General features: G+C 40.7%; 16 protein-coding genes. 4 read left to right on the plus strand and 12 right to left on the minus strand.

The features are described 5' to 3' along the window. Window positions 1–4: 4 nt before the first annotated feature. The 4 genes from Q4567_RS08045 to Q4567_RS08060 form a co-directional block, all read right to left on the minus strand. Window positions 5–1,168, minus strand: a complete 1,164-nt coding sequence (locus tag Q4567_RS08045) for a mandelate racemase/muconate lactonizing enzyme family protein (protein WP_303500040.1) — start codon at window positions 1,166–1,168, stop codon at window positions 5–7. Between the two features lie 299 nt (window positions 1,169–1,467). Next, entirely contained in the window at window positions 1,468–3,378 is a 1,911-nt protein-coding gene (locus Q4567_RS08050) for a CRTAC1 family protein (protein ID WP_216049244.1), read from the minus strand. Window positions 3,379–3,488: 110 nt separating this feature from the next. Continuing rightward, window positions 3,489–4,937, minus strand: a complete 1,449-nt coding sequence (locus tag Q4567_RS08055; RefSeq protein WP_303500041.1) for a sulfatase — start codon at window positions 4,935–4,937, stop codon at window positions 3,489–3,491. Window positions 4,938–4,964: 27 nt separating this feature from the next. Next, entirely contained in the window at window positions 4,965–6,491 is a 1,527-nt protein-coding gene (locus Q4567_RS08060) for a sulfatase-like hydrolase/transferase (RefSeq protein ID WP_303500042.1), read from the minus strand. Window positions 6,492–6,759: 268 nt separating this feature from the next. Here Q4567_RS08060 and Q4567_RS08065 point away from each other — a divergent pair, with 268 nt between their 5' ends. Continuing rightward, window positions 6,760–9,183: a glycoside hydrolase family 42 gene (locus Q4567_RS08065; RefSeq protein ID WP_216049247.1), complete on the plus strand. Its 2,424-nt coding sequence runs from the start codon at window positions 6,760–6,762 to the stop codon at window positions 9,181–9,183. Window positions 9,184–9,267: 84 nt separating this feature from the next. Here Q4567_RS08065 and Q4567_RS08070 read toward each other — a convergent pair whose 3' ends face one another. From Q4567_RS08070 to Q4567_RS08090, 5 genes are all read right to left on the minus strand, one after another. After that, a complete protein-coding gene (locus Q4567_RS08070) occupies window positions 9,268–10,269 on the minus strand; it encodes a family 16 glycosylhydrolase (protein WP_216049248.1) in 1,002 nt (333 codons plus the stop codon). Between the two features lie 374 nt (window positions 10,270–10,643). Next, entirely contained in the window at window positions 10,644–11,399 is a 756-nt protein-coding gene (locus Q4567_RS08075) for a FadR/GntR family transcriptional regulator (RefSeq protein ID WP_216049249.1), read from the minus strand. Window positions 11,400–11,510: 111 nt separating this feature from the next. Further along, the gene (locus Q4567_RS08080; protein WP_216049250.1) at window positions 11,511–12,152 is read right to left on the minus strand and encodes a 2-dehydro-3-deoxy-6-phosphogalactonate aldolase; all 642 of its coding nucleotides are present in this window, start codon (window positions 12,150–12,152) and stop codon (window positions 11,511–11,513) included. 12 nt (window positions 12,153–12,164) lie between these two features. Beyond that, window positions 12,165–13,064 carry a 2-dehydro-3-deoxygalactonokinase gene (locus Q4567_RS08085; RefSeq protein ID WP_216049251.1) on the minus strand — a complete coding sequence of 300 codons (900 nt, stop codon included), beginning with the start codon at window positions 13,062–13,064 and terminating at the stop codon, window positions 12,165–12,167. A gap of 10 nt (window positions 13,065–13,074) precedes the next feature. Continuing rightward, on the minus strand, window positions 13,075–14,643 hold the full coding sequence (locus Q4567_RS08090) for an MFS transporter (protein ID WP_216049252.1): 1,569 nt from the start codon (window positions 14,641–14,643) through the stop codon (window positions 13,075–13,077). A 151-nt stretch (window positions 14,644–14,794) separates the two neighbouring features. On the opposite strand from Q4567_RS08090, the gene Q4567_RS08095 reads away from it, so the two are divergent. Then, complete coding sequence (locus Q4567_RS08095) at window positions 14,795–16,783, plus strand: glycoside hydrolase family 127 protein (protein ID WP_216049253.1); 1,989 nt, start codon at window positions 14,795–14,797, stop codon at window positions 16,781–16,783. A gap of 112 nt (window positions 16,784–16,895) precedes the next feature. Here Q4567_RS08095 and galK read toward each other — a convergent pair whose 3' ends face one another. The 3 genes from galK to galE all read right to left on the minus strand — a co-directional run bounded on the left by galK (window position 16,896) and on the right by galE (window position 20,292). Then, on the minus strand, window positions 16,896–18,056 hold the full coding sequence (galK, locus tag Q4567_RS08100) for a galactokinase (RefSeq protein WP_216049254.1): 1,161 nt from the start codon (window positions 18,054–18,056) through the stop codon (window positions 16,896–16,898). Next, window positions 18,043–19,098 carry a UDP-glucose--hexose-1-phosphate uridylyltransferase gene (locus Q4567_RS08105; RefSeq protein ID WP_216049406.1) on the minus strand — a complete coding sequence of 352 codons (1,056 nt, stop codon included), beginning with the start codon at window positions 19,096–19,098 and terminating at the stop codon, window positions 18,043–18,045. The genes galK and Q4567_RS08105 overlap by 14 nt, the downstream gene beginning before the upstream one ends. A gap of 183 nt (window positions 19,099–19,281) precedes the next feature. Beyond that, window positions 19,282–20,292, minus strand: coding sequence for a UDP-glucose 4-epimerase GalE (gene galE, locus Q4567_RS08110; protein WP_303500044.1), 1,011 nt, complete (start codon window positions 20,290–20,292; stop codon window positions 19,282–19,284). Window positions 20,293–20,478: 186 nt separating this feature from the next. Between galE and Q4567_RS08115 the strand changes: the two genes are divergently transcribed. Then, the gene (locus tag Q4567_RS08115; protein ID WP_216049256.1) at window positions 20,479–21,486 is read left to right on the plus strand and encodes a substrate-binding domain-containing protein; all 1,008 of its coding nucleotides are present in this window, start codon (window positions 20,479–20,481) and stop codon (window positions 21,484–21,486) included. A 219-nt stretch (window positions 21,487–21,705) separates the two neighbouring features. Beyond that, window positions 21,706–23,868 (plus strand): ammonia-forming cytochrome c nitrite reductase subunit c552, encoded by a 2,163-nt coding sequence (locus tag Q4567_RS08120; RefSeq protein WP_303500045.1) that lies wholly within the window; start codon window positions 21,706–21,708, stop codon window positions 23,866–23,868. Window positions 23,869–23,929: the final 61 nt, after the last annotated feature.

Raw genomic sequence — 23,929 nt, forward strand, 5'->3', positions numbered from 1 at the left:
GTTTTTAGCCCTCAGCTAACACCGTTTCTGTTTGCTTAACAGTGAATTCTTTCAACCTTTTAGCATCAATCTCTACTCCAAGCCCCACCCCTTTTGGTACGATCGCGTGTCCATTCAGCACTTCCACATTGGTTGTGTATAGCTCATCTCTCAATGGGTTTTCTGTTCGGTCATATTCAAGGAATAGAGGCTTTTCCTCCGCTCGGCCAGGTTCACTGTAAGAAGTCGATAAAAAATGGGTAGCAGCAGCTAAATTTAATTGAGTACCCCAAACATGTGGGATCATGTTGAGTCCATTAGAAGAAGCAATAGCGCGAATTTTTAGTGCTTCACTAATACCACCGCAATATCCCAAATCAGCCTGAATCAGCTGCACGCCTCCGGCACTAATAAGTCGCTGGAAACCATAACGTGTTTGTTCACACTCACCGGTCGCAATAGCAATATTGGATTTTTCATGTAACTTCGTAAACAAATCTGGATGTTCTGGCGATAATGGTTCTTCAAACCACGCATAATCATTATCATCTAATATGCGAGCTATTTTTATTGCTTCTGGTAGGTCATAGGCGTGATTCGAATCAGCAGCTAAGATCGTCTTAGGTAACGCTTTACGCATAGCAACAATTAGCTTTTCATCAAAATTAGGGTTTTTACCTATTTTGATTTTCATTGCTTTGAAGCCTTGTTTTGCATAAGAAAGGGCTTCGTCTACCAAAACTTCTAGCAGATTATCTTCAGGTAAATCTCGGAAATACATACCTGTCGCGTAACAAGGTACTTTATCTCTACTTGAGCCACCCATTAGTTGACCAACGCTTTGATTTAGAGCTTTCCCTTTTGCATCCCAAAGTGCCATGTCGATACCCGACATTGCAGCCATCATGATTCCTGAACGTGAAAAATCTAATGAAGCGCGCCACATGAAATGCCAAATTGCTTCGGTCGACAGAATATTCATACCTAGTATTTTTGACGCATAGAATTTTTCGATTGCCGCTTCAATAACAGCTGCGGGACCGTAGCACTCCCCCCAACCTGTCACGCCATTATCGGCGATGATTTCTACTATCAACACATTACGTTGGTCGTAATACCATTGGGAAAATCCAAAAGGGTTGTCCAAGTTGCATCTTACGTGGTGTGTTCTTATGCACTTTATATTCATTTTTAGTTTGGCCTGTCTTCTTAGTGGTAAGTACCCGGTAGATAAATCTACGTTTACTAAAGCATTTATTAACAAATGGATTCCATGCTATTAATATAAACATATGATGTTTATATTAGCAACAAATTGTTACTCAAAGGTTGCATATTTGTAATTTGAGTCTGATTTTTTGATATTGTGGACGTTTTTAGAACCCTAAAAACGTAATATGGTGTGGGAAAGCAACACTGAGCATGGTCATTGTTTCATAACCACGTGTAGCGCTGCCTCAATAATTGGTTAGACGGCTTTTGGGTTTATTAGCTACCCACTTTGTTTAAATGATTAACTGTTAAACTTGTTAAGTTAAGCAATTCGCCGTTGCTCCAAGTAATAGTCGCTTTATCAATAGTGCTGCAATTTCCAAGACCTATGTGCAAATTAGTGTCAAAGCTTTGGGAAAATGCCGCAGAACTTGCACCAACATAGCGTATGAACTTTTTCCCACAAGCCTCTAAACGTAAGACTGCATTTTGTGCAGAGCTGTTTTGACGCGGCGAATTCCCCACACGAATTTTTAGAAAATTGTTTTTCGACAGTGCGTTACTATTGTTAACGAATAAATGCCAACGGCCGCGTTGATTTCCAAAGAGAATGTCCATATCTCCGTCATCATCAAAATCAAACGTTTCAGCGCCTTGCCCTGTCGCTCCCAACTCAGCAGATATAACACCGTGGTTGTCAGTAAGTTCGAAATACTTACCATTAATATTCTTATAGAATATTTGTTGATTGGCTTGAGAAGAGTCACCATTGCGGATAATTAGAATATCTGACCATCCGTCGTTGTCAAAATCAGCAACGGCCGCACTGCTAGTTTGTTCAGCGACGTCGATACCAAATTGTTCAGTTACATCTAAAAAGACACCCTGTTTATTCTCTAATAATTTAACCGGTAGTTGTTCTTGCTGTGTAGATTTTGGCGTGGATTTCACATTAAGAATTACCGCGGACGTTGGCGATTTTGTCAGCCCACCTATGCGCCAATACCCATCGCCAATGTACCCAATATAAAGGCCCCTTTCAGTCGTATCTTCAGGAAAACCAGTGGCTTCTAGGGAAGTTAACTGAAAATCTTTTTGTCCATGTTTATCAGAGTCACCAAATGTTAGTTTTGATTTATTAGCACCAACGAAAACACTAAAATCAGGATAGGCCATTTGTAAATTTTCAATAATAAGATCACCCTCTATCAACAAATCTTCGTAATCCATTTTATTTCCGCGAGCAAAAAAAGCGAAGCGTCGCCGTTTATCATCGAAGTAGGTTTGCCCCTCAAATTGGTGTTTTGCACGGGTAAGCAACAGATCAAGATCATTATCATTATCAAAATCGAACGCAGAAATGCTGCTTGTATGAGAGATATTGGTTAGGTCACCAAAGAGCTCTTTTGTGGCATTTTGATATTCCAAACCATTAGCACCTAAGAGTGCAATCATATTTTTGCCACCGTAAAATACGAGGTCAGTATCATTGTCGTTATTCAGATCCGCGACTAAAAGTTTATATCCCAACCATTGGGCATGCGGAAGATAATTGATAAAGTCGAATTCGTTGCTATCATTTTTGCTGTATTGAAAATTTCCCCCTTGCTTCTGCGACTTAAGCGGAAAGGCTGAAGTGATTAGATCTAATTCTCCGTTATTATTAGTATCAACAAACTTCACGGCTCTTCCACGGCTGCGTTCAAAATGTGAATAAACCCCTAGTGATTCCAAGGTGCGGTCTGGATTGACTTGAAATCTAATCGGTAAACGTGGATTTGTGCCGCCACCACCACCTTGCGAAACAATGATATCTATGCGCCCATCGCCATCGTAATCAGCAACAGCTATACCGTGCGTATCCCCACTTATTAGCAGTTTTGATTCCGAATACCTGCCCCCGTCATTCCACAAAATTTTCGCAGCATGAGCATGCTCGGTAATTATTACATCTAAATATCCATCGTTATCAAGGTCAACTATTTGGGGGTTGTCCCACTTTCTACGTGAATTTTGTTCAAGTTGCATGATTGATTCTGATTCTGTAAAAAGCGAAGCGGAATCATTATTTAAAGGTTTTGTCTCTGACATATTTGATTCAATAGTTGTGTTTTCGCAACCTGTTATCATTAACACAGCAGAAATAACCATAGCCAAACTGTTTTTTACACCTAAGTTATTTACCATAATAGTTTCCCATTTGAAGTGACGTAATATCGTAATTACCGTAGCTCACACCAACTTATAGACGACTAAAGTCAGTTCAAACTAAACTCCATAACGATTATTTTTATTAATTAGTCGACCGTGAAAGTTTCACCAAATTTGGGCATATTGTCGTTACGCCATTGATCTCCTTCCCAATGCTGATGAAACCACTTAGGTGGGACGTTAGACCAACTCCAATGGGCGATATCATTGACTAAATCTTGTAATATTTCGGGGTGTTGTTTGGCTAAATCATTTTTTTCAGCAATATCTAACTCAATATTAAATAGCTGCCACTTTCCAGTTACTTTTGTTCGAACTGCTTTCCATTGGTCTCGTCTTACCGACACATCGTGGGCAGCCTTTCTATGCCTCAATACATATAAGCTCTCCCCCTTCCGCGCACTGGAACCCTGTTCGATATGTGACCAGATGTCTTTGCCATCAAGTGTTTTATCTTCCGGTATTTTAGCCCCAGCTAACGCCATGAAGGTTGGATAAAAATCTAATGAAGAAACCGGGTGAGGATAACGTTTTCCAGGTTTCAGTTTTGCCGGCCAGTGCATCATCATAGGTACTCGGTGTCCGCCTTCGCGCGCACTTCCTTTACCTTCTCTTAATGGTTTATTCACCCCGCCAAATTCAACTTTTCCACCGTTATCACTTAGAAAAACGATAAAGGTATTGTCATACTGACCGGTATCTTTCAAGGTTTTAACAATCTCCCTAATGCCTCTATCAACGGCATACACCATTGCAGCATAAGTACGACGCTTCTTATCTTTTATATGTTTAAACCTAGCTAAATCTTCTTCCTTTGCCTCCAAAGGAACATGAGGTGCATTGTACGCAAGATACAAAAAGAATGGCTGAGATTTATCATCAGCTGCTTTAGTAATAAAATTTACAGCTTCACGAGAGAAAGCATCGGTTAGATATTCGGTTTCACGTACCTCAACATCATTGTGTACAAGCGGTGTAATATAGTCATTTATAAATTTTACTCCCTGGCTTTTTACGTGTTCATATCTAGGTTGATAATCAGCCGGAAAAAACTTATGCCCGCCCCCTAAAAAACCGTAAAATTCATCGAATCCACGAACATTCGGGTGATATTGTGGCTGCTCACCTAGATGCCACTTACCTATTGCCCCAGTAAAGTAGCCCGCTTTTTGAAGAGATTTACTGATAAACTCTTCATTGGTATCTATACCCGTATCGGAACCGTTAACTGGAAGATTAAATTGAGAACCTATTTTATGCGGATATCGCCCAGTCATTAATGCCGCACGGCTTGGGCCACAAAAAGGATGTGCTACATAGGCGGAATCAAATGTGACGCCTGAGTTGGCTAGCGCATCTAAATTCGGTGTTTGAATATCCTTACTCGCGTATTGGCTAAACCCAACATCTGCATAACCTTGATCATCTGTTAATACCAATAGAATGTTAGGCCGTGGTGCTTGCTCAGCAGCCACAACAAAGCTAGTTAGGAGTATTGAGGCAGAGAAAAGGTATTTACTTAATTTAGTTTTCATACTTATCTTCTTTAAAATAGGTTTAACTTATAAATACGCTTTCGCGTGGTAATTTAATTTTTCTAATGAGGGATCGGCAACTCTTTCCAGTTCAGATATCAGCAGTTTGACCATGTCAGCCCGTTGCTTTTTGTACTTAGGATCTTTGATTAGATTGTGTACTTCCCCAGGATCATTCTTGAGATCATAAAATTCATCTCGACTATCCCCAGGATTCCAAACAAATTTGAAGTCAGGTGTACGTACTGCACGTATTCCAAACCAGTTGCCGTTGTACCATTCATAAGCATACAAAGATAAGTCAACTTCACCTTCTTCCGCTTTATCTCCTTGTTCCATTAGGGGAATCAACGTATGTCCGTCTTCGTCACCATCTGCCTCTAATGTCATCCAATCAGCAAGTGTGGCAGTAATATCCAAGACCGATACTTGACGTTTAACTATTCTGGGCTGTAATTCAGGGTCTTTAATTAACAGCGGCATACGCATAAGTTCATCGTATGCATACGGTCCTTTGTCATATAAAGTGTGTTCCCCCAACATACTGCCTTGGTCGCCCCAAAGAACGATGTGCAAATCGTCATAAACACCCTCATCTTTTGCAGCTTGCAGTAATTCCCCTACAATTCTGTCTACCATCGCCATGGCCCCATAATAAAAAGCACGAGCTTTGCGCCAGTCTGTTTCTGACATATGACCAACGTCATGCCAAGGCCACCAAATACCATCCTGCGCTAACGGCTTAAATACACGCTTTGATAAATGATTGGCAGGTAGTTCAACTAACGCGGGGTCGTAAATGCTTGCGTAAGGTTCAGGTACACGATAGGCTGGGTGAGGTTGATTAAAACTAATTACGCCAAAAAATGGTCTATCATCTTCTGCCATTTGTTTGAGCATTTTTTTTCCTGCAACTACTTTTTGATAGGCCGCAGTGTCCTCATATCCTCCGTCTAAGGTCATATAGTACTCGTGCTTTTCCCCGCGGCTATCCAATTTTCCTTGATAATATCCCTCTATTTTAGGCACTTTACTATATGGGGTATAAACTCGTGCAAAACGTTCTCGAGCCTCATGTCCGTGCGCTAAGTCTATTTCTGCACCACGTAACTCTGTTCCGCGCGCGCCCAAATGCCATTTCCCAACATGACCGACTAAGTAGCCAGCATCAGACGCGCGGCGCAATACCCCTCCCTCTTTGAGATCAAGCTCAGCTAAACGGGTTGAATACAATTCAACATTGTCATCTAATCCAGTTTTATGTCCCCAGCGCCCCGTGTAAAGTGCTGCTCGCGACGGAGAGCATAAACCTGTTGTTGTCATAGCATTGTCAAAGCGCGTTGATTCAGCAGCTAACGCATCTATATTTGGTGTATTAACAGGTCCTCCACGATAGGAAAAAGTATCAAAACGCATGTCATCAAACATCAATATCAAAACATTGGGGTTTTTCATGTTATTACTGTCTGATGTAGGCTCTGCGGCAACGATACTTGAAGACGTAGACGCCAGCACAAAAGAAATCAACAATAATTTTGTAATTTTACTAAACATTATCCACCGACCTTTTAAACTATTTTTATTCAGATAACTTCACTAATTCCATTGCAACCTAGTGGCACATATTCTTAACATTCACAGCGATATCAGTGTGCTTACTATAAAACTCACTAGGTACGTCGTTGTTACGCCACTTTTACAAAAACAAACAGATTAACAATAAATTTTATTAGTGAGACTTATTTAAACATGATATGTTTAAATAAGAAACATAAAATTAACATGAAAGAATAAATTGATATTTTTAATTTGGGGGAAAGTCATGACACGTCACCTTTTGGCAGCATCGATAGCTTCAGCATTATTACTAACTGCTGGCTGCACTAAGTCCATTGAATCAAAATCGAATACAGCACAAGTAGCAGAACAACAAATAAGTTCCTTAGAGCAGCAAGCACGAGTGAGACTAAAGCAACTTGAAACAATGATGAACGACGCTCGTGCTAAAGGAATAGATGTCACTAGAGAGGAAACCATCGTCTGGTTTTCTGAACAATTTTTGAAATTTGCTAACTGGGATGAAGCCAACCCAGAGACCTTAGAAAAGGCATTTGGTTACGAACGTTACTATGCAAAAGACAAGGTGAGGCTTGCTGCCGAGTTGCCAGATTTCGAACGTAAAAAGGTTATTCAAATTTTGGACAAGGGTATTGACATACTTGGTCAGGAGTTACGTGGTGAAATTAAACGTCGCCCGGTTAATAAGGTCGACTGGCAAGGTACTAAGTCCGGTGACAATATGTTTGTTAGTAATGGTAAACCAATATTTCCCTATGACTACTTTTCAAAAACAGTGGGGCAACCTCTCACCAATACTGATGTTTACAACGATCATTTAGGCGCACTTTATCATGGCGGTGAGAATTTATATCCGGTTGACCATGATCGCGCTATCAATTCGTTCTTACTCAAAGAAGATGGGACTTTTGATCAGGAGTTAATGCAGGAGCTAACAAATATACCGGATACCAATATTGGCTTTTTAGTCTATTGGATAATGGGTATTCCTGAGTGGGTTGAGGAAAAAGAACCTGAGGTACGAAAGGGTAGGTCACTATTTACCGGATTTGATATCGACAATCCACTTGCACGCAAATTATGGAGTAAAATTATTCGCCGCACTGGCGAGTTAACGAAAGGCAAGAAAGTAACAGAATTGGGATTTGTTTTGGCCAATGAACCTCACTGGTATGCTGAAAAAAACCATTGGACACATAACTTCCAAGAAATGACTTCTATTTCATCTTACACTTTAAATAAATTTCGTAGTTGGTTAGATAGAAAATACGCGAATGATATAGCCAAGCTTAACGGGAATTGGCAAAGTGAATTTAAGAACTTTGATGAAGTCGAGATTGAAATTCCCATTGATCCCGCTTTGCAGGGGAAGCCTATTTGGTATGACTGGACCCGTTATAATATGGACAGAAGTACTGACTGGTTTACATTTATGCAAAGTGAGCTTCATGCTGTTAACCCTGACGCCGATACCCATATTAAAATTATGCCGCGGATGTTCATGGATAATGCACGCTCAGGAGGTATAGATACCGAAGCTTTAGCGGAACTTACGACAATGGTTGGCCATGATGCCAAATCCTTTGGCAGCAAAAATATCCGTCCAGGCAAATCATCGGAATGGTTGGAAAAATACTCTTACCACTGGGGACTCGTCGCCATGTTCCATGACTTTATGGAATCAGTGGCTCCTGACAAAATAAACGTTAACTCTGAATCTCACTTTTTATCCTCTGGTCAATGGCGTGATTTAGATACGCGTACGAGCTATGTTAGAAGTGTGTATTGGTTAGCCACTTTACTTGGAATGGATGCAAATATGGGATGGTTCTGGGCTCGCGATCCCGATGGGTCGCCCGAGGACCGTTTAGAAGGAGAACTAAACTTTTTCGACCCAGGTCTTGGGGGAGCTTATGCAGGTTCAAACAATATGCAACCTCATGTTACTAACGAAGTTACGCAGGTTATGTATGACTTAAATAGTTTTTCAGAAGAGATTGTGGCTTTGCGCGAACAACGTCGCCCTTTACGTTTTTTCTATTCAGAAACGACTGCAATTAACATCGACGATTATATGTCACAAAGCTACAAACTGTATGAGTCCATGTTTTTCGAAGGCTTTCCTCTAGGTTTTGCCACCAAGAACATTATTCAAAAACAAGATAATAGTAGTTGGGACGTGATCGTTGTTTACAGAAATAATTTTGTTACCGATGCGGAATTTGAAACATTACAGTCATACCTAGATAGTGGTGGAACAATTATTCTTGATACTCAAAAAGCATTATCTTTAAACGAATATGGCCAGAAACGCACCAAACGTTTAGATTCGGGTAAAGGTAAACTGATTACTATAGGCACGACAGACATTGCAGAAATAAAACAAGCTGCACTTGCCGAAATTAAAGATAGCAGTAAGCCGGATGTAATTATTAAGGAAGACAATCAACTAGGTCACAAAACAACCATGTGGCGCACTATTTCTCAGCCGGATGGAAGTTACCTGGTTAATATACTCAATGTCGGTCACAATACCGCCAAACTAAAGCTGTCATTGCATAATAACCAACCGGTATCGGTTCAGAATATGATGACTGGCAATTCAATGGACGCTACTTTTGAATTACCTTCAGAGGGCGTGTTGTTATTGGAAGTAAAGGCGCAGTAATATTGAATGAAGTCTTTGGCAGCGGATATCATGTAGAAATACAATAGAATATCCGCTGCCAATTTTTTAAAAAAGGCTTTTGTACTATTTACCTAAATGAGATGGTTTTTGCCAGACACGAATATATTCAACGGCAAAATCAACAACCCCATCATCTTTTTCACCTTCAGGACTATTCAATTCTAAATCTTCTTTGCTATTCGGATAGCCATGCCAAGCAAATGTTTCCATGTCTAACCAAAGGTTTATTGGTTGAGTAGCCACATAACCATTATAGTTCTCGGGTAAGTCATCTCTGTTTTCTTTGGCCCATTGCGTGACTTGCTCTGCAGTTACACTTGATAGTAACTTTCCATCTACATAATATTTCATACCATTTTCATCCCATTCGATACCGTAGACATGAAAATCATCCGCCATTCTAAAACCAAGATCTTTTCTTTCTGTGTAACTTGGCTTGCCGCCAAGGGGTTTTTTCCAATCACGAATTGACCACCACAACTGACTATCTAGATGGTCTTTTTTAGGATCTTCTCGACTATCACCAAAAGACTCAAAAAAGTCGATTTCTAAGCCGGGTCCCATTGACCAAAAACCACTAGTAATTTCAGCATCCGCCGATTTACTTTTAATCTCAATATATCCATAGGTAAAAGCGCGTCGATTTATTAAGCACGGGACTGTAATATTTTCATGTTTCATTGGCTTACCGAATACTGGCTTTCTGACCTCTTCTGTAAACGGAAATTCCGGCTCCCAGCGCGCTTCCAATATTAACATCCCCTCTTCTAGGCGGTAATTTCGGCCGGAAAACTGTGAGGGTGCTCGGCCTTTCCATACCCATTTGTCAGGTTTATCTGGATGAATGTATTGCGGCTTGCCGTTTTTAAACTTTCCGACGATAAACCAGCGGTTTTCGTCTATTGTTTCATGGTCGAACTCATCACTTACATCGGTATTTAGTACCCATCCACCAGTATTGTTTTGATCTGATAACGGCAGTAACGCGCTTGCGTCAACCAGCATTGAAGTGAACGTTAGACCGCTGAAAATAAGTGTTCTTTTAAAATATTGTTTATTACTCATCGTTGACCTGCTTTTAGGTTTTAGTTCAGTTTCAGTGATTTGGCACTCGATTTATCAGCCGCCTACCAACCCATAATTAAATTCTAGGTATGCTAAACCTCTATTCTGCTATCTACTTGCGTAACCATCGTTACTCATATACTTGCTGGTAACTTACCGTCAAATAGGTTAATAACTATAAAGATCTACTATAACATCATACTATAGCATAGGTATGATGTTAAAAATAAAAACAATAACAGATAAAAGCAACTTTATTGAAGGTGCATTTACTTTTATGGGAGTTTAGAGCCCCTTTAGGCAGCACAAGGAAGATTTGACGTTATGTGCTAAACAGGGCTCAAATAAGTTTATTCAGTAGGATGAATGACGAATTAGAGTGATTCTTTAAACTGATCATTACCAAAAGCTTCTTTAAGTCGACGAATCGCGTCTCTTAATAGTTTTTCTGTCAGCTTTTCAGCTTTATCCCCATCACCTCTAGCAATGGCATCACAAACTTCACGATGAAATGCAACTGAATCACTGTTCTTACGTGGATCCTTATTTGTAATACGAACACTGACCAATAAAGCAGAATAAATCACACCTTCCATAGCAGTTAAAAACTCGTTGTGAGCGGCGTGCAATACTGCTTTATGAAAAAGTGCATCGGCAACAACAAACTTCTCTAATGAGCCTGATTCTTCTTCCATTCGCTCACAGGCCTTTTCAATTTCTGCGATATCTTCTTTGGTAGCACGTTCAGCAGCCCAGCGAGAAGATTTGGGTTCAAAAGCTAAACGGATGTCCATCAGTTGACTTATAAAATCTAATCTTGGCGTGGCAGTAATGTGCCATGCTAAAACATCATCGTCTAATAAGGTCCACTCATTGCGTGGGCGTACTTTAGTGCCAATACCTCGGCGGACGTCCAACAACCCTTTGCCGACCAATATTTTAACCGCATCACGCACCACCACTCGACTCACCTGAAAACGTTCCGCCAAGGCATTTTCGTCTTCGATTAAACTACCAGTTTCAAAAGTACCAGCGACAATTCTTCTGCCAAGCTCTCGAGCTACTTGAATTGACAAGCTGGGTGTCATTTTAGCGGTACGTTTTAAGTCGTAATAAACTAGTTCACTCATATTTTGTACTTTTTTATTTTAAAATAATAAACATATTATGTTTGTGTAGCCGCTAACTTTCCAGTAATAAATAATTCTATATTACAAAATATCCTTATTTTTGGTGACATTTCAGTGATTATTTACACATTCTCGAAAGTTATGCACAAAACTTCTCGCGCTTTTGCGAATTTCATCCAAAGACATGCTTGATTTAAATAGGGCTGAGCCTAACCCGAATCCAGCGGCTCCAGCTTTTATATAAGGTTGCATACTTTCAATACTAGGGTTAATGCCTCCAACCGGATAAAGCTTGATATCGTTAGGTAGTACAGATTTTAACGCTTTCATCCCTTCAATTCCAAACATAGAAACTGGAAACAATTTTAAATCAGTGGCACCGGCTGAGATTGCTGTAAACGCTTCGGTTGGTGTCGCTACACCTGGAAAAGTAGCACATCCAGCATTCACACACATGCTGATCACTTTAGGATCACAGTTAGGTGTGACAACAAGGTTAGCCCCAGTATCAATAACTTTAGCGGCTAACTCTGGCGTAGTAACCGTTCCTGCACCAATTAAATACTCAGAGCCAAATTCCTTTACCAAAGCGCGAATACTGGTGAGAGGATCGGGGCTATTAAGAGGGACTTCTATCATTGTAAAGCCTTCTTCAATAAGTATTCCTGCCACGTCAATGACGTTGTCAGGTGTAACACCGCGGATTATTGCAATTAACGGTAATTGCTCTGTTAAATCAACTTGTTTGGTCATAAGTAAACTCGTTTAGTTTTTAATTAGCTCAATTAGATTGATCATTCCAGCGAGGAAACATTCGTTGCCAGAGATAACTTCGTTGTTAATATTCAATTTATTGCAAACCAATTGATAACGGTCACATAAATTGCCGCCCCCAATTAAATAAATCGGTTGTTTAGTGGATAAGGCTTCAAGTTCATGTGCTATTAGTAGTCCTGATAGGTAATCGGGAACCTGTTGGTCACTTAAGTGACCAAAAAGACGATGGGTCCAGGCCAAAAACACGCGATTAACCAACGTGGCATCCTTGGCGTCTGCAACCCCTTCATAAAAAGCGCGCTCATCGAAAGCTGGACTTTGTGAGAGGCCTTTGCCTAATAAACTGTGCTTTAACAGCAAGGCATAAAACTCACCAGTTAGATAACTAGAAAAATGGCTCAATTTACCCTGTTCTACCACTGCATGTTTACTGTGAGTACCAGGTAGAACCGAAGTAAAACTGCCCTTTTTTAGGAGTTTTGCCAAACCGAGTAACTGCACTTCTTCCCCACGCATCACATCAAATTTTTCTTTTTCATATTGATGGCAAACTCCCGGAAAGATAACGGCTTCGGGGCCCCAAGGTAAATGAAAACAATGAGCCTTAGTTGCGATTTCATTTGAACCTGCCGCAGTGTGAGCGTAATCAACGTTAACCCATCCCTTTGCTGAACCCACCATGCCTGCCATGTAAATCGGTAGCGATTGATACTCAGGTAGCCATTGTGACAACATTAGCTTTAAGGTTTCAGCAAATTTACCTTGTTCTACTTGTAATAGCCCAAGGTTCAACTCTTTGGTTTCGACAAGTTGATAATTGGCTGACATAGCAAATGCGCGAAAGTTTGTGGTTCCCCAATCTATAATTAAACAGTCAATTTTTTGCACGTTCTTTCCTTTAGACTTTTGCTAATTCGCGTTCAATTTCTTCGATCGTTTTGCCCTTCGTTTCTGGCAGAAAGAAATACATTATTATCAATCCAATAAAGCCAATGACCGCATATAACATGAAGATGTTTGCGACTCCCATGTTGTTTAGCTGCCAAGGGAAGAATTGTTGAATAGACCAAGATGAAATAGTTTGCACTAATGCGGCGAAAGGTAGCGCGACACTGCGTACCGCATTGGGAAAAACTTCAGAAAATATGACCCACATTATGGGACCGATTGACAAATTGAATGCAGCTAAAAAGGCAAAAATACCAAACAAAACAAGAGGTGCGTTTACGCCTTTTATGGTGGCTTTGATGATAATTCCACTCACCATAGGGAGGTCTTTATTATTGAACAGTTCAGCTAGTTTGCTTTTTAGCGCTACGTCGTTGGCAAAAGTTTCACCATGAAGTTGTTCAATTTTGTCTGTTTCGATTCCTTGCTGTTGTAATTGACTAGTTATGCTACCCACTGCTGTCTCATCAAAAACATAGTTAGCCTGACTAAAACCGAACCAAGTGGAACCATGCGCGACAACAACTAAAAGCAAGCCAGCTACAGTCAAAATACGTCGACCAAGCTTTTCTACAAAGCCAATAGCAATAAGTGTTGCTACCAAACCAACAACACCTATAGTAATGGTTTGCATAAATGTATCTTCAACACTCATCCCTATTTGCTCAAATACCATAGGCGCAAAAAATAACACCGCATTCATACCAGTTGCTCCTTGCACGATGGCATAACAAACTGCGATCAAGAGTACAAATCGTAGTCGAGGACTGAACAATAGCTTTAGCTGGCCTTGGGTATTCAGTTTTACATCTTCCTTGAGACTGTGTTTAATTTCGTTGATCAATTGTTCAATTTTTTCAGGCAAAGCAATTTTGCTAAAAACTGTTCTAGCTTCAGTATCCCGGCCTTGTTTAATAAGCCAGCGTGGCGATTCAGGTACACGAAACAATAAAGTCACCCAAACCGCATTAGCAATTAGCTCGGCTCCTAACATTACCCGCCAAACATTGTCTTTGTTAATCCAACTAATATCATCCATAGCGCTTAGCAAGAAATAATTAACTACAAAGGCTACTAGCAACCCTAAACCAATCATAAATTGATTAACGGAAACAAACTTTCCACGCTTTTTAGCAGGTGCGATTTCACCGATATACATTGCTGAAACGGTTATTGAAGCAAATGCAACGCCTCCAATAAAGCGGCCAACAACCAGCATTTCATAGTTCACCGCAGTAGCTGATATAAGGGACGATAAAGAATAGGTAAAACCAATTCCCAGTAATACGCGGTAGCGTCCATACTTGTCGCATAGGGTGCCAGTAAATAGCAGTGCTACAATCACACCCAGCAATGCGCACCCCACTACGGTACCTTGTTGAATGCTATCTAGTTCGAACAACGAGCTAACAAAGCGGATCGCTCCTGAGATATTGGCAGCATCCAAACCGAATATAAATCCGCCAAATGCAGCAATCAATGAATACTGGGTTACTAAGCTATCTGGATTTTTTTGCATAAATTTTCACTACACACTATACATAAGACTAATTTAAACATAGTATGTTTAAAAGATGTAAAATACAATGTTTAATTAGTGATCGAAAGTGTGAATAAATTGAACACTATTCAAAATTAAAGTTAAGACCAAAAGACAAAGAGGTAAAATCATGAGCGCGATTAATTCACAAAATAAAGCGATTATCGCCAATTCAAATAGTCCACACGTTAAGCTTAAAGCCACTAATTTTGCTGACTGTCAATGGACTACTGGATTTTGGGCAGACAAAACCCAAAAAGCAATTGATGTAATGCTCCCATACATGGGCGATGTGTTATGCGGAGACATAGGTCACGCACTCAATAACTTTAAAATTGCTGCTGGAATGAAAGAAGGTAAACATCAGGGCATGTATTGGCATGATGGTGATTTCTATAAATTCGTGGAAGCAAAAACTTACGCTTATGCGTTATCAAAAAACACTGCATTATTAAACGAAATAGATGAATACATTGAGATTTTTGCAAAAGCGCAAGAACCGGACGGTTACTTGCAAACTCAAATTCAATTAAACCCAGATGCAGATAGATACGAGAACCGCAAATATCATGAAATGTACAATACGGGTCATTTGTTCATAAGCGCCTGTGCTCATTTTCGTTTAACTGAGAAACGCAACTTTCTCGATATTGCGATTAAACACGCTGAATTGTTGTACACCATTTTTTTCCCCGACACGAAACATTACCAACGCTTTGGTTTTAACCAAACTCAAATTATGGGTTTGGTTGAGTTATATCGCACGGTAGGTGACAAAAAATATTTGGACCTTGCGAAAAAATTTATCGACCGCCGCGGTACATACGACATCGTGCATGATTCAACCACAGTAGGCTACCCAATCGGAGACATGGTGCAAGAGCGCACTCCGCTGCGCGAAGAGACTGATCCTGTAGGTCACGCTGTGTTAGCGTTATATTATTACGCAGGTGCTGCAGATGTGTACGCTGAGACAGGTGAAAAAGCCCTACTAACTGCACTGGATCGTTTATGGGAAAGTGTTACTCAAAAGAAAATGTACGCAACAGGCGCGGTTGGTCAAACTCATTATGGAGCTTCTGCTAACCGGGACATGATAGAAGAAGGTTTTATTGATGACTATATGATGCCTAACCTTACCGCATATAACGAAACCTGCGCGAACTTGTGTAATGCTATGTTTAGCTTCAGAATGCTGGGTATCCATGGCCAAGCAAAATATGCGGATATTATCGAGCTGGTGATGCACAACAGTGGATTATCGGGGATTAGTATCGAAGGTAAAGATTACTTCTATGCTAATCCACTTAGAATGCTGCATAACGCTCGCGACTATCATTCCCATGCTGATGTTACTGAAACACCCAACCGTGAAGGCTACCTTGCATGTTTTTGTTGCCCTCCCAACCTTGTTCGTACTATTGCAAACTTATCAGGCTGGGCTTACAGCTTGTCCGAAAACGGAATCTATGTAAATTTATACGGTGGTAACAAGCTAGCAACGAATATGCGAGATGGAACTGCGATTAAGATTGTTCAGGAAACGAATTATCCATGGCAAGGCGTTATCAACCTGACTATTGAAGAGTGTAAATCAGACTCTTTCGAAATTGCGCTTCGCATCCCAGGTTGGACTAAAAGTGCAGATATAAAAGTGAATGGACACAGCGCAGAGGTAACCGCCAAGCCCGGAACCTATGCCATAATTATGCGGAACTGGAAGAAAGGCGACACCATTACAATAGACCTACCTATGGAAGCGACTTTTATAGAAGGTCACCCGCGAATAGAAGAAGTGCGCAATCAAGTGGCAGTTAAACGTGGGCCTATCGTTTATTGTGTTGAATCACCTGACTTACCCGAAAATGCAACAATTTTAGATGCGTACATTGATGGCGAAACCGATTTTAAAATCGAGCACAAGACTGATTTTCTAGGCGGTATTACAACAATTGAAGCGACTATGTTGATGCGCAAACAACCGTCAGAAAATATGTATCATTCAATATCAACAAAACCTACATTTCTTCGACATAAAGTACAATTAGTACCGTACTTTTCGTGGAGCAATCGAGGCACGGCTGAAATGACGGTGTTTATGCCTATAGTGTGGAGATAAACTATCAAGTATGTGGCAATAGTGCTTGTACTGTTGCCACTTTGACATAAAAAATCTGATTAACTATATTGAAATTTGAGGAGCTGATAGAGTTAGTTTTTTTATCACAATTTTAGCTTGACGCACTTTCTTGATAGAAAGCACCTTGTTCAGCAGTGCACACATAAACACTTTCTTTTATACCTGTTTGAACTTGGTAATTGGCATCAATTATGTCAACTATTTCGTCTAATTTATCATTTGGTACGAGTGCCACTACACAACCGCCAAAACCACCACCGGTCATTCTTACACCACCCAGCTCACCTAGATTTTGATCAACTAAAGATACCAAATAGTCTATTTCACTTGTGGTAATTTCAAAATCGTCACGCATAGAATTATGGCTGTTACGCATTAGCTTATTGATAGTCTTATAGTCATTTTGTTGTAATGCTGTAAACATATCTAAGGTGCGTTGATTGTCAGTAATAATGTGCTTTGCACGTCTGTAATTCACATCACCCAGTTCGACTTTGTTGGCTTCGAGCAAAGCAACGTTTGCTTCTCGCAAAGAGGCTACACCCATGATGTGTGCAGCAGCTTCGCATTGCTCTCGTCGCAGATTATATTCGCTATCAACTAGTCCTCGTTTTACGTTGGAATTAATGATCAACAGTTTAAAGTCATCTGATACGTGAGTATGGCGAAATGATAATGACTGACAATCAAGCAACATTGCTTTGCCTTTAGCTCCCATCGCTGAAATAAGCTGATCCATAATTCCGCAGGCACAACCCACAAACTCGTTCTCTGCTTTTTGCCCAATCAGCGCTGCATTTACACCATCAATATCTAAGTTATATAACTCACTAAATATCTTTACCACTGCCACTTCAAACGAAGCAGAAGAGCTCAACCCCGCTCCTTGCGGTACGTTGCCTTTTACCAGCAAGCTTGCACCTTTAATTTGCGGATATTTAGCTTTAAGGATCCTCACTACACCGCGAACATAATTGCTCCACGTAGCCGTTTCAACGTGCTGAATATCATCCAAAGCAAACTGTGATTTTTCGGAATCGTAGTCCAGCGCAACGATTTCAACAATATTATCATCACGTTTAGCACCTTGAATTTGTGTGCCAAAGTTTATCGCCACTGGGAATACGAAGCCTTGATTATAATCTGTATGCTCACCAATTAAATTTACGCGTCCAGGAGCCACTATATCGGCCTCTAAAGAGCCATTAAAATGTTCTGAAAATAGGTTTTCTGAGATATTATTTATCGTCATGTTGAGACTCCTTATAATGTATTGCACTAACATCGCGCAATCGCTGTGCGGCTTGCTCTGGGGTAAGGTCCCGTTGTGATTCAGCCATCATTTCATATCCCACCATGAATTTTTTCACTGTAGCAGAGCGCAATAAGGGCGGGAAAAAGTGCGCATGCAACGTCCACTCCGGATGTGTCTCTTGGTCAAATGGAGCACCATGCCAACCCATAGAGTATGGAAAGGAGGTACTAAACAAATTATCGTATCGGATAGTTATTTGGCGAATAATATCTGCCAAGCTTTTGCTAGTTACCTCATTCAATTCAGTTAAACTCGAGATTGAGAACTTCGGTAATAGCAAAGTTTCAAAAGGCCATGCAGCCCAATAAGGAACTACAACTAACCAGTCATCATTTTCACAAACTATACGCTCTTTAAGCGTTAGTTCTTTTTGTACATAATCATTTAACAGTGAGTTACCATACTTTTCAAAATAAGTCGTAAAATTATCGCGCTTGCGCATTGCAAGAGTCGGTAGATGAGATTGAGCCCACACTTGACCATGGGGATGAGGATTAGAACACCCCATTATCGCCCCTTTGTTTTCAAACACCTGGACCCACTGATACTCGCGGCCCAACTCTAGTGCTTGTTGTTGCCAAGTCGCAACGACTGCTACAAGTTCGTTTAATGAAAGCTCTGGTAGAGTTTTGCTGTGATCTTCAGAAAAACAAATAACACGACTGCGGCCCTTCTCTACTTGCATAGTAAAAAGTGGATCTTCAGTTGCAAAAGTAGGGACGTCTTCTTTTAATGCAGCAAAATCATTCTCAAATACAAAGGTATTTTTATAATCAGGGTTGACTTCACCGTTTATTCGCGTGTTAGAAGCACACAAGTAACAATCTGCGTCATAACTTGGATTTTGTTTGTTATCGACGGCTTCAGACTGCCCCTGCCAAGGACGTTTCGCTCTGTGAGGTGAAACAAGCACCCAATCTCCAGTCATCGGATTCAAACGACGATGTGGATGTTCAGTAGGATCGAATTCGGTATCCATCATATTTTTCTACCTTGATAGTTAGTGTAAATTTTATCAACCCATGGAGGGTAAACGATTACCCTACAGATCGCAACATGTCGCTATAGATTATTTTTTAAGCAAATGAAATACGACAAAATTAACGTTGAAAATATATAAATACATCTACATTTATTAGCAAATAGGAGTAGACCTAGTTATCTATTCATACCCATCTGGATTAGCAGACTGCCATCGCCATACATCTTCCATCATGGTGTTGATATCTCTTGTTGCTTGCCAGTCAAGTTCCTGCTGTGCCTTGTTTGCTAAGGCAAAGCATTGAGCGATATCTCCTGCTCGTCTGTCACAAATAGTATATTTGATCTGTTGACCACTGGCTTGCTCGAATGCATTAATCACTTGTAGGACACTGTTGCCATTGCCTGTACCCAAGTTATATATATGTACCCCTGCTTGTTCGTGCTTTTTCTCTAACGCAGATACGTGACCCTCAGCCAAATCCACCACATGAATATAATCACGTACTCCAGTACCATCTGCCGTTGGATAGTCACTACCAAATACTGCCAGCGACTCACGTTTACCCACCGCCACTTGCGCGATAAAAGGTACCAAGTTGTTTGGGATGCCATTGGGATCCTCACCAATCAAACCGCTGTGATGAGCGCCAACAGGGTTGAAGTATCTTAGAATAATAGCGTTAAGATTTGCATTCGCTATAGCCGCATCTTTTAGCATTTCTTCAACAAACAGCTTTGTGCGGCCATAGGGGTTAGTCGCTTTTAGCGGAAAGCCTTCGTCAATGGGAACTTGATGCGGATCACCATAAACTGTGGCTGAAGAGCTAAACACAATACTATTGACGCCATGTTTTTGCATCACATCTAAAATCACCCTAGTGCCACTAATATTAACGTCATAATATGCCAAGGGCTTTTGTACTGACTCACCAACCGCTTTTAATCCAGCGAAATGAATTACCGCATCAAAATCATGTTGAACAAAAACGTCATCCAAACCGTTTTCATCTCGAATGTCGACATTATAAAATGGAATTTTTGTTTGCGTAATTTTTTCGACGCGCTTCAAAGCTGCAGCTTTACTGTTAATTAGATTGTCTACCACCACAACATCATGACCGCTCGCGATAAGCGAAATCAGCGTATGTGTGCCAATGTAACCTGCTCCACCGGTAACCAATATATTCATATTATGACTCCTTAAGGTAAACATGAAGGTTATACGTTTTCCCTACATAAATAAAGGGATATAATGGAGATAAATGAAAAACAGGTTAAACTTTCACAAAAACAGCTAGGATGGTAGCAATAGTTAGTTTACTATCAGTAGCGTTAATGCTCACAACAACTTCGGATTTGAGAGGTACTTCCAGCTATGGCTACAATTAAAGATATTGCACAAGAAGCGGGCGTTTCGTCTGCCACGGTATCTCGTGTGATCAATAATGGCCCTAAGGTGGGAGAGGCAACACGCAATAGAGTAAAAAAGATCATGGCCGACCTTGGATATCGGCCAAATGCCAATGCACGCGCGCTTGTTACCCAGCGAAGTGCCTCTTTTGGCATCGTACTACCAGAATTATCAGATCCATTTTTTGCGACTATGGCACATGGCATTGAATCGGTAACCCGTAAGAAGAATGTTCAAATATTGATGAGCACAGGATCAATTGAAAAGGCCACAGAATTAAAAGCAATTGAAACCCTTTTAGAGCACCGCTGTAACGCTATGGTGGTGCATAGTAAGGCACTAGATGATGCCACTTTGATAGATTTCGCAAATACCATTCCCGGATTTGTATTAATCAATCGTTATATCGAAGAAATCGGCAATCGTTGCGTTTGGTTGGACAATATTGCGGGGGGGGAAACTATGGCTCGATACATACTAAAGCAAGGACACAAAAAGCTTGTTGTTGTAAGTAGTAAATATCAGATAAACGATCCAGTAGACCGAATTGCAGGTATTGAACAAGAGCTGAACGCAAACGGTATTGATTTATCACCTAATATGATTGAGTACAGCACGCCAGATCAAGAAGGTGGCGAAGTAGCGATGCAAAATTTTCTCGCTAAGGGAGCAGAATTTACCGCAGTGTTAGCCTATAACGATGCGATGGCTTCAGGTGCAATGACCATGCTACTAGATCACAGTATTGATATACCCAACGAAGTCTCAGTCATCGGTTACGATGATGTTTTACTTGCCAAATATTGTCGCCCTAAATTGACTACACTTCGATACCCTATAGAAATGATGGCAGTCAAAGCGACCGAACTTGCGCTGCAATATGCAGCAGGGATTCAGCCTGAGCCAGGAAAAACTTTTAAGTACGCACCGACTATAGTAAAAAGAGAATCGGTTTCCAAAGCAAACCAATAAACTATGACCCCATCCAGACAGGTTTGTATAAATACCTAAAAAAAGTTTTTGACCTAGCTAACCAAAGTCTGATCATGGCCTAATTACTAATATGCAATATGAGGGTGTTAATCACTACTAATTCCTGTATTTTAAGTCCCTAATTTAAGATGTTTGCCGTTTTTAAATTTAGCTGCATCGTCTAGGTATTTTTATATAAGTAAATTGTGAGTTTAATCCATGAAGTTTGTTCCTTTGCTTTTGTTGTTGCTGTGGTTTTCTAATATTGGTGAGATTAGCGCCTCGATTAATGCGACAGATTGTGTCTCTTGCCACCAACAAGCAGTGTCAGATTGGAATCAGTCAGACCATGCAAAGGCGATGGCCATCGCCAACAAACATAGTGTGTTGGGTGACTTTTCCGGCGTTGAGGCAGAGCATTATTCACAAAACGCCAAATTTTATACAAAAAATGATACCTATCGTATTCGCTTTACTGAAAACGCAAGCACCAATGATTATGAAGTAAAATTCACCTTTGGCCATTACCCATTGCAGCAATACCTCATCGAAAAAGACGGTGGCCGATTGCAGGTTTTTCCCTTTGCCTGGGACTCTAGAACAGAACAAAACGGTGGGCAGCGTTGGTACCCCATTTATCCCGAAGAAGACATCAAACCCAATGACCGCTTACATTGGCAACAACCTTTGCAGAACTGGAATGGCATGTGTGCGGACTGTCATTCTGATGGTCTGAAACGTAATTACAATGTGGCTGACAACAGTTTCGATACACATTGGGACAACATCAATGTTGGCTGTCAATCATGTCACGGGAAAATGACCGAGCACCCAAAAACTGACTCCACTCAAACCACAAGCTCTGAGCCCCTATTAAGCAAAGAAGAACAGCAGGAGTTTGGCAATTGGTTGCGTACAAAAGATGATAAGGTCGCCCATTGGCAAGGGCCTCCCCGCGACAACAAATTTATGGATACTTGCTTTGCATGCCACTCGTTACGCGCTCCACTGACAGATGGAATCGATTCCGAAACGGCATTTTTAGATCAATTTTCACCCACGTTATTATCACCTCCCTTGTATCATGCTGATGGCCATATTAAGGAAGAGGTCTATGTTTATGGCTCATTTTTACAAAGTAAAATGTTTGCAGCTGGAGTCAACTGCCTTGACTGTCATAATCAACACAGTATGAAGATTAAGGTGCAAGGCAACGGATTATGTCTGCAATGCCACAATCCTCAAGAATACCAACAGCCTGAACATATTCGTCACCCAATGGATTCTGCTGGTGCTCAATGCGTTAATTGTCATATGCCGGAGACCACATATATGGGTGTAGATGATAGGCGCGACCACAACTTAACCGTCCCTCGCCCTGATTTGTCGGTAACCTATGACACACCGAATGCGTGTAACCAGTGCCATCAAGATCAGTCAGCCCAATGGGCAGCCAAAAATGTCGAACTCTGGCACGGCAAACCTAAGTCGTTACCGCAAGGAGAACAGGCTTATATTGACTTAATGCATCGAGGCTATTTGCCCCAGCAAGCGCATTTCAGATTGATTAATGATGAACAGCTGAGCGTGATAAAACGCGCCAGTGCCATCTCTATGTTACCAAATTCTGTGCAACAATTGAGTGATGCAGATATTCAAAAATGGGTAAACTCAGAGCATGATTTAATTCGCTTGGCTACCGCCAGAATAGGCCATTTACTGCCACCAGCAGAGCGTTTAAAAAGCTATCAAACGCTGTTAAACGATAAATATAAAGCCGTAAGAGCGTTTGCTGCAAGTGATTTAATTGGCTTAGGATTGGACACCACTGCGGTATTCAAACAAGCGTTAGACATACTGCTTACCAGCAATGCACAAACCCAGTGGCGCGGTGAAGGAAATCTGAATCAAAGCCAAGTGTATATGAAACTTCAACAAAACCAGCAAGCGATAGATGCACTTTTACATGGAATTGAAGTCGATCCTTACTTTGATATCAATTACGTTAATTTGGTGGATATTTATCGTGCATCACAACAAACCGATAAAGTTGCACAAACCCTTCAACAAGGGCTAACAGCCAATCCTAAATCAGCAGTATTACACTACGCGCAAGGTTTGCATTTAATTCGTCAGCAACAAAAATTGCAGTCTATAAAGTCATTTAAACAGGCTATAAAATGGGACTCGCAAAATGTTCAATACGCTTATGTTTACTTTATTGCATTAGATAGCGTTGACCAAACAAAACGCGCGGTCAGTGAACTGAAAAAAGTCATTAAACAGTACAATAATGCACCTCAATTGATTGAACTTGGCATTAGTTTTTCTAGAAAAATCGGTGACCAAGGATCATTCAATTTTTTCCAAAGGTTAAACTAACAAATTAACTTTCACTGACCGAGCAAGGCGATATTGCCAGTTTATGGGCAAATCGCCATCG

This window comes from Aliiglaciecola sp. 2_MG-2023 (assembly GCF_030548145.1).
GTDB classification, from domain to species: Bacteria; Pseudomonadota; Gammaproteobacteria; order Enterobacterales; family Alteromonadaceae; genus Aliiglaciecola; species Aliiglaciecola lipolytica_A.